Source organism: Clostridiales bacterium (assembly GCA_012512255.1).
GTDB lineage: Bacteria > Bacillota > Clostridia > Christensenellales > DUVY01 > DUVY01.
This window is the reverse complement of record JAAZDJ010000040.1, coordinates 1-11,812: the sequence shown is the minus strand read 5'-3', so window position 1 is coordinate 11,812 and position 11,812 is coordinate 1. Positions and strand designations below refer to the sequence as shown.

Below are 11,812 nucleotides of genomic sequence, written 5' to 3'. Positions count from 1 at the left end.
GAATTATGGGGAAAATGGCTACAAAAGAGCGATAGAGAGGCTTAAAGGCAAAAAATAGCGGTGGATTGGTCAATTCTAAATCAAGAACAAAGGCAGGCCGCGCAATGCACAAAAGGGGCGGTTTTAGTAACGGCGGGAGCGGGAAGCGGTAAGACGCGGCTTTTAACATACCGAATTCTAAATATAATTGAACAAGGCGTAAATCCCTATAATATTTTGGCAATCACCTTTACCAACAAAGCTGCTAATGAAATGAAAAACAGGCTCGGTCAATTGGCGCCTGATATTAGGCATATATGGGTTATGACATTTCACGCGCTTTGCAACCGTATTCTAAGGGCGAATATTGACAGGCTTGACGGTTATAATAGATTTTTCTCAATTTATGACGATAATGACCAGACAGGAGTTATCAAAAATATATTATCCGAAAGAAATATTGACCCCGACCGTTATCTTAAAACAATCCAATATCTTATATCGGAGTCAAAAAACAACGGTCTTACCTTGGAAGATTTTGCGGTTCAATATAATGATGTCCCTAATTATGATTTGATTTACGAAGTATATGAAGCGTATGAAAATTATATGAAAGCCAATAATGCGCTGGATTTTGACGATTTGTTAATTAAGACTAAAATTTTATTGGAGTCCAATAACGATGTTTTGGAACATTACGCCAAAAGATTTGAATATATCAGCGTGGACGAGTTTCAAGACACAAATAAAATCCAGTATCAATTGGTGAAGTTGTTGGGGTCTTATCATAAGAATATTTTTATTGTCGGCGATGAGGATCAAAGCATTTATGGCTGGCGCGGCGCCAATATTGACAATATAAAAGATTTTATAAAAGAATTTGACGCGAAAATATTCAAGCTTGAGCAAAACTACCGTTCTACGAAAAAAATATTAGAAGCGGCTAACCGCCTGATATCGCGCAATATTAATAGAATTCCTAAAAAATTATGGACAAATAATGAAGACGGCGTAAAAATTGAAAGATATGCGGCTTTTTACGAGGGCGAAGAAAGCGAGTATGTCGCAAACGCTATAATAGGCTTGGTAAATTATGCGGGGTATAAATATAGCGATATTGCTGTTTTGGTAAGGCTTAACGCGCTGACCCAAAATTTTGAGGAAAAATTTCTAAATTACAATATTCCGTATGAGGTTTATGGCGGAATTAAGTTTTACGCCCGAAAAGAAATCAAAGATATATTGGCGTATCTGGCTATAATCGCTAATCCCGACGACGAAAACGCTATTTTAAGAGTAATCAATTTCCCCAAAAGGGGGATTGGCCCCGCCACGGTAAAACAACTTCAAAATTATTGCTTAATACAAAATAAAAAAATGCGGGATGTTTTGTTTGACTTAGAAAATCAAGACTTGCCCCCGCAGCTTATCAATAAACTTAAACCTTTTGCCGATATACTAAAAGATATTATTGACTATTACAATCATAACGGCTTGCAAAAAACCGCAGAATATATCGTAGAACGCGCAGGCATATGGGATTTATACAGCCAAGATACCGAAGATAGTTTTAATAAAAGGCTTAATATCAACCAACTCCTTAATTCAATAGCCAATTATGTCGCCGATAATCAAACTGACGACTTAAACGAGTACTTGACTTCTATCAGCTTGCAGTCCGATATAGATACTTATGAAGAAAAATCCAATAAAGTTGTTATAGCGACCATACATTCGGTAAAAGGGCTAGAATTTAATACGGTATTTATCACCGGATTGGAAGAAGGTATTTTTCCGCTTTTAAGGGCAAACGGTTACAACGACATAGAAGAAGAAAGACGTCTTATGTATGTCGCCATGACGCGCGCGAAAAAAAGGCTGTATATCACAAATTGCCGTATGAGATATTTATACGGCAGAAGCGAAAACCGTTTTCAATCGCGGTTTTTGAATGAAATTTTTGGCGATAAGCAAAAGACACAACATAGCTATTTATCCTATGATTATAATGGTTATAATAGCCAAGCTAATGAAAACGCCCAAAAAACAAAAGATTGCTATACGCCCATTGTTCGTCAACAACCCGCCAAGATTAAAATGATTGATATTAACGAAAAATTAAAAACTCCGGGCGTCAAAGTTATCCATAAAGCATACGGAAAAGGCGTCATACTAAGCGTTAACGGAGAAGGGAATAATACTATAGCTAAGATTGATTTTGAAAAGGTCGGCATTAAAAAACTTATTTTGGCAATCGCGCCTTTGGAGGTCGTTGATGATTGATCGCATGAAAGAATTGGTTTATAAGCTTAACCTTTACGCTTATCACTATTATGTTTTGGACGATCCGATAATAAGCGATAAAGAATATGACCAATTATACGACGAATTGGTTGCGCTAGAAAAGCAAACGGGCATAACTTTAAAAGATTCGCCTACGCTTCGCGTTGGCGGAGAGCCTATAGCCAAATTTGGAACGCACAAACATATAGCAAGACTTTATTCTTTGGACAAGGTCCAAAATAAAGAACAGCTTGAAAATTGGTATCATAGACTTGTAAGATTGCTAGACGGTGTTAAACCGGTTCTGACGGTGGAACATAAGCTAGACGGTTTGACTTTATGTTTGACTTATGACAAAGGTTATTTCGTAAGCGCGGCCACCCGCGGCAATGGAGAGGTGGGCGAAAATGTTTCCGAACAGGTCAAAACTATTAAGAGTTTTCCTTTGAGCATAGATTTTGACGGGCTTATTGAGATACAAGGCGAAGGGATTATGCGCATCTCGGTATTCAATGAATACAATAAAACGGCTACCGAGGTCTTGAAAAATCCAAGAAACGCAGCGGCAGGCGCGATAAGGAATTTAGACCCGAAAGTTACAGCAAAGCGAAATTTGGACATATATTTTTATAATGTCAATTATATTGAGGGCGGCAATATCAATTCCCAGATAGAAATGATAGAATTTTTAAAAAGAAACCGCTTCAGGACTTCGGAATTCTATGTATGTCGCACTTTGGATGAGCTGATGGAAACCGTAGAAAAAATTGACCGTTCGGGGCTTGATTATGTGATAGACGGTATTGTTATTAAGGTAAACGAGCTTAGCCTTAGGGAAAAATTGGGCTATACTGACAAATTTCCTAGATGGGCGGTCGCATATAAATTTGAAGCGGAAGAAACGACCACAATAGTTAAGGATGTCGTTTGGCAGGTCGGAAGAACGGGTAAGTTGACGCCGTTGGCGCTGTTAGAGCCCGTTGAGCTAGCGGGCGCGACGGTTTCCAGGGCGACTTTGAATAACGCGGACGATATAGAAAGAAAAAGCGTCAAAATAGGCTCAAGGGTTTTTATAAGAAGGAGCAACGATGTTATTCCCGAAATAACAGGGCTGGCACAAGCGCATGACGACGACAAAACGATTGATTTGCCCAAAACTTGTCCTTCATGCAACGAAAAATTAGAAACAATAGGCGCCAACACTTTTTGCGTTAATTTTACTTGTCCCGCCCAAATAAAAGGCAGATTGGAGCATTTTTCTTCAAAAGAATGTATGGACATAGAAGGACTAAGCGAAAAAACCATAGCGCAATTGTATGAAAAACTAGGCCTATCTTCGCCCATAGATTTGTATTCCTTGACCAAAGAACAGTTATTGACGCTTGAAGGATTTAAAGACAAAAGAGCGGATAATTTAATCAATTCTATCAAAAAAAGCAAAGGCAAAGACCTTGCCGCTTTTATCAATTCATTGGGCATACCCAATGTGGGCAAAAAAACTTCCAAGGACTTGGCGCAAGAATTTCAATCTTTGGAAGCTTTGATGGAAGCTAGCTATGAGCATCTTAGCTCAATTGACTCAATAGGCGATGTCATTGCAAAGGGTATTATTGAATTTTTTGAAAAACATAAAGATTATGCGCTTGAGCTTGAAAAAATCATAAAGCCTAGATTTGACCAGCCGATTAAGACAAGCGGCGCGATTTTTGGCAAAAAGTTTGTTATAACGGGAACGCTGCAAAATTATAAAAGAGCTCAAGCCCATAAACTCATAGAAGAACGCGGAGGGATTGTTTCGGAAACCGTGACTAAAGATACCGATTATTTGATTGCAGGCGCGGACGCGGGCAGCAAGCTGCAAAAAGCGCAGCGTCTAGGAATAAAAGTAATAAGCGAACAGGATTTTGTGTCAATGCTTAACGATTGATACATCCATACTCTTATGATATAATGAAAATTGAAAATTTTGGCATAAAAACTTGTATGCAAATAGGCGGAAAACACATGAAAAGCATGACCGGATACGGTAAATACAGCATAAAAAACGATTATGGGGAATTAACAATAGAGATCAAATCCGTTAACAATAGATTTTTGGATATAAATACCCATATGCCCAAAAGCATGACATTAAACGAAGACCAGATAAGAAAATGTATCCAAAACTTTATAAAAAGGGGCACGGTTGATGTTTATTTTTCATTCTCGCTAAACTCTGATGTTCCAAAACCTATTGAGCTTGATTTATCGGCGGTATCGGCATATTTATCAGCCTCTCGGACTTTAAAAGAAAAATTTGGTTTGACCGACGACTTTACGACTTCTATAATGCTGAAATTCCCCGATGTTTTAAAAGTCAATACCGATACCGATATTTGGAATGATATAGTTATTGAGGGATTAAATAACTGCCTGCTTGAATATGATAAAATGCGGCTGATTGAAGGCAAGAGCATACAAGAAGACATGCAAAATATAATAAATAGCTTAAAATCTTTGCTTGATATGGTCGCCAAAAGAGCGCCTATTATTGTAGAGGAATACAGAGAAAAACTAAAATCCCGTATTCAAGAAATTATAAAAGATTATTCATTGGATGAAGCTAGATTGCTTAACGAAGTGGCTTTTTTTGCCGATAAAGCCGATATAAACGAAGAATTAAGCCGCATGAATTCGCATATTGACCAATTCTCTTCCGAGATAATAAGCGACGAATGTTCGGGGAAAAAGCTGGATTTTATTTTGCAGGAAATGTTGCGTGAAGTAAATACGATGTGCAGCAAGTGTAATGATATTGAGGCCTCCAAGCTCTTGATTGAAATGAAAAGCCAGCTTGAAAAACTCAAGGAACATATACGCAATGTGGAGTAAAAAATGTCCAAGGGCATATTAATAGTGTTGTCGGGTCCAAGCGGGGTAGGCAAGGGTACGGTCAACAAAAGAGTGAGAGAGTTGCTGCCAAGCTTAAAAAAATCTATTTCTGTAACGACAAGACCTAAAAGACCCGATGAAAAAGATGGCGTTCATTATCATTTTGTTACTCAAGAACAATTTGACGCACTTGTAAAAAACGACGGCCTTTTGGAATACGCGCAAGTATATAATAATTTTTACGGGACGCCCAAAAAGCCTGTTTTGGAAGCTTTAGAAAAAGGCGAAGATATGATATTTGAGCTTGACATACAAGGCGCTAGATTAATAAAGCAAGCGTATAACGATTGCGTGCGAATTTTTATATCTCCGCCGTCAATAGACGAGCTTTCCAATAGACTTGACCAAAGGGGCACCGAAACCGAAGAAATTAAAGCTTTGCGCCTGGCCCAAACAAAACAAGAGCTTGAGGAAGCTAGATTTTATGATTATTTTATTGTAAATAATAATATAGAAGAAGCGGCAAAAAAGGTTGTTGATATAATATCCGCCGAGAAAGCAAAAACTTCTAGAAATAAAAATAAAATTGACAAATTATTAAAAGGAGAAAGCATAATATGATGACCCAACCTCCCATTGATAAGTTGATAAAAATGGTTGACAGCAAATACGCTTTGTGTTGCTTGATCGCAAAAAGAGCTCGTCAATTAATAGATAAAAAACCCGAGCTTTTGGAAGAGACTAATATGAACGCTATTTCTTACGCGGCCCAAGAAGTCTATGAAGGGAAAGTTCAAATCGCGAAAGGATAATGGATAACCTCAAAAATAAAACAGTAGTAATAGGGATAAGCGGCGGAATAGCCGCATACAAGATATGCGCCCTTACGAGCAGTTTGCAAAAACAGGGCGCCGATGTGCATATTATTTTGACTAAGCATGCGCAACATTTTGTGACGCCTTTGTCCTTGCAGACTTTGTCCAAAAATAAAGTCATTGTTGATATGTTTGACGCCAATTATCAGCCTAATGTCCAGCATATCTCTTTGGCGAAAAAGGCCGATATTTTGGTAATCGCGCCCGCTACCGCCAATATAATCGCCAAGATTGCGCACGGCATAGCCGATGATTTTTTGACAACCAATACTTTGGCTACCATGGCGCCCAAACTGATTTGTCCCGCTATGAATACCGATATGCTGCGCAATCCTATAACGCAAGAAAATATTAAAAAGCTTAAAAGTCTTGGCTATTATATTTTATATGGCGAGGAAGGGCATTTAGCTTGCGGCGATAGCGGTTTGGGCAGAATGGCCGAGCCCGAAGTTATAGAACGGCATATCAAAAAAATAATTAATCCCAAAAATGATCTAGCTAATAAAACCGTTTTGATAACGGCGGGCGCCACAAGAGAAGATATTGACGGGGTAAGATGTATAACCAATTATTCCAGCGGCAAAATGGGCGCGGCTTTGGCTAAGGTAGCTATAAATCGCGGCGCGGAAGTTATTTTTATACACGGCAATACGAGTATTCCATTGGATTTTGAAGCAAAAAAAATCGGCGTTTTTTCTACCGGCGATATGTTTAACGCGGTAATGCAAAATTATAAATCAGCCGATATTATCGTTATGGCCGCCGCGCCGTCGGACTACCGCGTCAAAAATAGATTTGACCAAAAAATAAAATCCGAACAGGTTGTTTTAGAGCTTGAAAAAAATATAGATATAGCGCAAGAGTTAGGCAAGGTAAAGGGCGGCAAAACCCTGGTTATTTTCGCGGCCGAAACGCAAGACACTATCTCTAACGCCAAAGACAAACTTATCAAAAAAAATGCAGATATGGTTGTTGCGAATAATATTACATTGGATGGCGCGGGATTTGACACGGATACCAATATAGCTTCTTTGGTTTTCAAAGATAGGATAATCAACCTTAATAAAATGTTAAAAACGGAATTGGCTGAAATTATTTTGGATAACATATTATCTTTAAGGAATCATTAATTCTATGATAGCCGAGGTTATCGTAGATATCAATCATTCTAATGTTGATAAAGTTTTTGAATACCTTAATCCAAACAACATACCCACAGGCAGCAGAGTATATGTTCCTTTTGGCAGGCAATATACAGAAGGCTTTATTATAGGCCAAAAACAAAATCCCGATTATGATTTAGAAAAACTAAAAGAAATTATTAGGCCATTAGACGAAGTTCCCGTTATCAGCAACGAAATGCTTGCGCTTATGCGTTTTATGATAGAGCGTTATAACTTGAAAAAAGTTGACGCTTTGAGGCTTTTTATTCCCTCCCAGATGCGCGGCGGCAGGATAAAAGCTTTGACCAAAAACTATGTCAAAGTAAAAAGCGGATTATCGGAAAGCGATATCTTTGACTTTATCAATCCCAGGGCAAAATCTCAAATAGAATTAATGGAATATTTATTATCCAGCGAAGAAGAGGTTGAAAGCTCTTATATCAATAATAATTTTTCGCCCGCGGCGTTAAGGGCATTAGAGCAAAAAGGTTTGGTTGAAATAGTCTCAAAAGAAGTAAAAAGAACGCCTTACAAAGATATCAAAACCCAAAATGGAAAATTTAGTCTAACGCCCGAACAGCTTAACGCTTACCAAACCATAAAAAACTCTCAAGACCAGACTTTTTTGCTGCATGGCGTAACTGGCAGCGGCAAGACTGAAATCTATATCCGTTGCATCAACGATTGCATTCAAAACAATAAAACCGCTATTTTATTGGTTCCCGAAATCTCGCTTACTCCCCAAGTATTTTCTTTGTTTAGAAGCAGGTTTGGCGACAATGTGGCTATTTTGCATAGCGGGCTATCGGCGGGCGAGCGATACGATGAATGGCGGCGGATTTTGGAAGGCGAGGCTTCCATAGTAATAGGCGCAAGGTCGGCGATCTTTGCGCCGCTTAAAGATATAGGGATTATTATTATTGACGAAGAACATGACCCCAGTTACATATCCGAAAACAATCCAAGATATTTTACGCATGAGGTGGCGGAATTTAGACGCCAATACAATAAAGCCGTAATGATTTTGGGCAGCGCCACGCCGTCTATTGAAAGCTATTATATGGCGCAAACTAAAAAGATTTGTTTGATTGAAATGCCCAGTCGTATTAATCAAAAACCTTTGCCCAAAATAAAAATAGTTGATATGACGCAAGAACTAAGACGGGGCAATTTTGGTATTTTTTCTTATGAGCTTATTAACCGTATGGGCAGCGCTTTAAAAGAAGGCGACCAAATCATTTTGTTTTTAAACCGCAGGGGATACGCGTCTTATCAAATGTGCCGCTCTTGCGGCTATGTGGCAAAATGCCCTGATTGCGATGTCTCAATGGTTTATCACAGGGCAGAAAACGCATTAAAATGCCATTACTGTTCAAAAAGGGCGCATGTTTTAAAAGTTTGTTCCCAATGCGGAAGCGAGCATATAAAACAGGGCTTATATGGCACTCAGCGCGTTACAGAAGAGTTAAAAAAACTATTTCCCGATGTTAGCGTCTTAAGAATGGATAATGACACAACCCGAACGAAAGACGCGCATCTAAAAATTTTAAAAGATTTTGCCGAACGCAAAGCGCAAATTTTGTTGGGCACGCAAATGGTTACCAAAGGGCATGATTTTTCGGATGTTACCTTGGTGGGTATTCTGGACGCCGACCTTAGCTTGTATTTTTCGGATTTCCGCAGCACAGAGAGAACTTTTCAATTGATAACCCAAGTATCGGGCAGGGCGGGTAGGGACCAAAAAGAAGGTTTGGTGGTTTTGCAAACTTATTCGCCCAGGCATTATGTTTATAGGTTTGCCCAAAATTATGATTATTTAGGTTTTTATCAAAAGGATATCAATATAAGAAGCATGACAAAATATCCGCCGTTTTCTACGATAATAAGAATCTTGGCATGTTCGGAAAAGGAAGAAAACGCAATTGAGGTTTTGAAGAACATATACGATGAAATAAAACTTTTGACCGAGCGTAATAGGGAGCATTTTTTTTATTTAAAAGCGATGAAATCCCCAATAAAACGCATTAAGAAAAAATACCGCGTTCAGATATTAATGCGATTGACTGGGGACGGTGTTGACAAGAATTTGGCTGAAATTTATAATATAATAAATAAAAATAATGACAAAAAGGATGTTTTAGTCTATTCGGAAATTAATCCACAGGACTTAAGCTAAAAATTATATGGCATTGAGAGAAATTGCGCTTATTGGCGACGATGTTTTGAGATTAAAAGCAAAAGAGGTTACCGAGTTTGACCAAAGTCTATCGGAACTTATAGACGACATGGCGCAAACTATGTATCATAATCAAGGCGTAGGACTTGCCGCGCCTCAAGTAAGTATTTTAAAACGCGTTGTGGTAATAGATGTGGGGCAAGGGCTGGTGGAACTGGTAAATCCCAAAATTACCAAAACAGGCAAGATGGTTGAATGCCAAGAAGGGTGTCTTAGCGTTCCCGGCAAACGCGGCAAAGTGATGCGCCCCCAAACTCTGACCGTAGAGGCTTATGATAGACATGGCAAAAAAGTAAAGTATAACGCCGAAGGCTATTTTGCGCAAGCGATAGCGCATGAAATTGACCACTTGGACGGCATATTATACATAGATAAAGTTATAGAAGGCACTTTAGAGACGATAACGCCACAAGAATAAATATTTTTATTTGGAGAAATTTTTTATGAATATTATTTATTTGGGCACGCCCCAATTTGCCGTTTTGCCTTTGGAGAAATTAATCAATTCCCGCCATAAAGTTTTGGCCGTAGTATCTCAACCGGATAGACCAAAAGGCAGGGGTTATAAGGTTGTATCGCCGCCAGTGATTGATTGCGCCCGGCAGCATAATATTCCGGTATATCAATTTGAGAACATTAACAAAGAAACACAAACCCTTCTCAATCTCAAACCCGATATTATGGTAACCGCCGCGTATGGTCAAATATTATACGAAGATATTTTAAACCTAGCGCCTTATGGCGTAATCAATATCCACGCGTCGCTGCTTCCAAAGTATCGCGGTCCTGCGCCTATTCAATGGGCGATAATAAAAGGAGAGCGCAAAACCGGCGTAACGATTATGCAAACCGCTCAAGGTTTAGACACAGGCGATATAATATTGTCCAAAGAAATTGATATAGAGCCCGATGATAATGCCGTAACGCTTGCTGAAAAACTAAGCCTTTTGGGCGCGCAAGCTTTAATTGAAGCGCTTGACTTAATAGAAAAAGGTCAAGCCGTGTTTACTCCTCAAGATAACGAGCAAGCGTCTTATTACCCCATGCTCAAAAAAGAAATGGGCAAAATAGATTGGACCAAAAGCGCCGAAGAAATAGACTGCTTAATTCGCGGTCTTTATAATTGGCCGGGCACTTACAGCGTTTTGTGGGGGCAAAAGTTTAAGATTATAAAAGCTAAAGTAAACCCCAAAGAATTTCCCCTAAAACCGGGCACTATAGCCCATATTGATAGCAAAGCCATTATGGTTGCATGCGGCAAGAAATCGCTAGATATATTGACTATCCAAGCTCCGGGCGGCAAGGCAATGGATGTTGCCGATTATCTAAGGGGACATAAAAGATATGTGGGCGAAAGATTTGAATGATTTTTAAGAGTTATCAGATATTATATAAAATTTTTTCAAAATCGGCCTATGTCAATATAGCGCTTAATTTGGGTTTAAAGTCAGTTGACGAAAAAGACAAAAAATTCTTAACACGCATAGTTTATGGCGTTATTGAAAAAAATCTTTTTTTAGAGTATATAATTAAGCAACTAACCAAAAAATATCCGCATATAAGCGATGCGGTTATTTTAAAAATGGGCATTTATCAAATTTATTTCATGGATGAGCCCGATTATGCCGTTGTTAATAATATGGTTGAATTGGCCAAAAAACTTAAACGCAGCCCTTCGTTTATAAACGCCGTTTTGAGAAAATGCAAAGATGTCAAATTGCCCGAAGACGATTATCAAAAAAGATCTTTGGAGTATAACGCGCCTGTATGGGCGATTAAAGAAGTAGAAAACGATTATGGGCGGCAAATAGCTGATTTATTTTTTTCCCGCCCAAAAGAACAATTAATTCATATAAGACATAACCCCAAAAAGATAACGCGACAAAATTTTGAAAAATACCTGGATTTTGAAACCGACAGAAAGACAGAATACGGGTACTATGTCTGTCATAATACTTTAAAAAAGCTTAATAATATTGATAACTCGCTATTTACCGTTCAAAGTTTGGGTTCAATGGCTGTTTGTATGGCGGCCGATGTTAAAGACGGTTATAAAGCGCTGGATGTTTGCGCCGCGCCGGGCGGCAAAAGCGTGTTTTTGAGTCAATTGGCAAAGATATCTTTAATTTCTTGCGATATACATCCCCATAGATTAGAGCTTATTAATTCATACAAATCGCGAATGGGCGAACACGATATAGAAGTAATTTTAAACGACGCCACAAAATTTAACCCCGAATGGAAAAAACAGTTTGACATTGTGTTATGCGATGCTCCTTGCAGCGGGCTAGGAGTTTTAAATTCTAAATCCGATATATTCGCGCATAAAACGCCAAATGATATTAATAAGCTTTCTAAATTGCAATACGAAATTATTTCAACTTCCTCTAAATATGTAAAACAAG

10 protein-coding genes are annotated in these 11,812 nt (G+C 38.6%); all 10 read left to right on the top strand.

Annotated elements, in window-relative coordinates; all coding sequences use genetic code 11:
- Positions 1 to 60 precede the first annotated feature (60 nt).
- Positions 61 to 2,262 carry a UvrD-helicase domain-containing protein gene (locus tag GX756_02170; GenBank protein NLC16667.1) on the top strand — a complete coding sequence of 734 codons (2,202 nt, stop codon included), beginning with the start codon at positions 61 to 63 and terminating at the stop codon, positions 2,260 to 2,262.
- Positions 2,255 to 4,189: an NAD-dependent DNA ligase LigA gene (gene ligA, locus GX756_02165; protein ID NLC16666.1), complete on the top strand. Its 1,935-nt coding sequence runs from the start codon at positions 2,255 to 2,257 to the stop codon at positions 4,187 to 4,189. The genes GX756_02170 and ligA overlap by 8 nt, the downstream gene beginning before the upstream one ends.
- Positions 4,190 to 4,266: 77 nt before the next feature.
- A complete protein-coding gene (locus GX756_02160) occupies positions 4,267 to 5,133 on the top strand; it encodes a YicC family protein (GenBank protein ID NLC16665.1) in 867 nt (288 codons plus the stop codon).
- A gap of 3 nt (positions 5,134 to 5,136) precedes the next feature.
- A complete protein-coding gene (gmk, locus tag GX756_02155; GenBank protein NLC16664.1) occupies positions 5,137 to 5,754 on the top strand; it encodes a guanylate kinase in 618 nt (205 codons plus the stop codon).
- Positions 5,751 to 5,945, top strand: a complete 195-nt coding sequence (rpoZ, locus tag GX756_02150) for a DNA-directed RNA polymerase subunit omega (protein ID NLC16663.1) — start codon at positions 5,751 to 5,753, stop codon at positions 5,943 to 5,945. Before gmk ends, rpoZ begins: the two co-directional genes overlap by 4 nt.
- Positions 5,945 to 7,138, top strand: coding sequence for a bifunctional phosphopantothenoylcysteine decarboxylase/phosphopantothenate--cysteine ligase CoaBC (coaBC, locus tag GX756_02145; GenBank protein ID NLC16662.1), 1,194 nt, complete (start codon positions 5,945 to 5,947; stop codon positions 7,136 to 7,138). Before rpoZ ends, coaBC begins: the two co-directional genes overlap by 1 nt.
- A 4-nt stretch (positions 7,139 to 7,142) precedes the next feature.
- Positions 7,143 to 9,347, top strand: a complete 2,205-nt coding sequence (gene priA / locus GX756_02140) for a primosomal protein N' (GenBank protein NLC16661.1) — start codon at positions 7,143 to 7,145, stop codon at positions 9,345 to 9,347.
- Positions 9,348 to 9,354: 7 nt separating this feature from the next.
- On the top strand, positions 9,355 to 9,825 hold the full coding sequence (gene def / locus GX756_02135; protein NLC16660.1) for a peptide deformylase: 471 nt from the start codon (positions 9,355 to 9,357) through the stop codon (positions 9,823 to 9,825).
- A gap of 25 nt (positions 9,826 to 9,850) precedes the next feature.
- Positions 9,851 to 10,774 carry a methionyl-tRNA formyltransferase gene (locus GX756_02130; protein NLC16659.1) on the top strand — a complete coding sequence of 308 codons (924 nt, stop codon included), beginning with the start codon at positions 9,851 to 9,853 and terminating at the stop codon, positions 10,772 to 10,774.
- Positions 10,771 to 11,812, top strand: a 1,042-nt coding sequence (locus GX756_02125; GenBank protein ID NLC16658.1) for a hypothetical protein, incomplete at its 3' end; no start/stop codon positions are given. The genes GX756_02130 and GX756_02125, both read left to right, overlap by 4 nt.

Excerpts from the sequence above, each read along its gene's own strand:
- def (NLC16660.1), top strand. The coding sequence starts at position 9,355 with ATGGCATTGAGAGAAATTGCGCTTATTGGCGACGATGTTTTGAGATTA.
- rpoZ (NLC16663.1), top strand. The coding sequence starts at position 5,751 with ATGATGACCCAACCTCCCATTGATAAGTTGATAAAAATGGTTGACAGC.
- GX756_02160 (NLC16665.1), top strand. The coding sequence starts at position 4,267 with ATGAAAAGCATGACCGGATACGGTAAATACAGCATAAAAAACGATTAT.
- gmk (NLC16664.1), top strand. The coding sequence starts at position 5,137 with ATGTCCAAGGGCATATTAATAGTGTTGTCGGGTCCAAGCGGGGTAGGC.
- ligA (NLC16666.1), top strand. The coding sequence starts at position 2,255 with ATGATTGATCGCATGAAAGAATTGGTTTATAAGCTTAACCTTTACGCT.
- coaBC (NLC16662.1), top strand. The coding sequence starts at position 5,945 with ATGGATAACCTCAAAAATAAAACAGTAGTAATAGGGATAAGCGGCGGA.
- GX756_02130 (NLC16659.1), top strand. The coding sequence starts at position 9,851 with ATGAATATTATTTATTTGGGCACGCCCCAATTTGCCGTTTTGCCTTTG.
- priA (NLC16661.1), top strand. The coding sequence starts at position 7,143 with ATGATAGCCGAGGTTATCGTAGATATCAATCATTCTAATGTTGATAAA.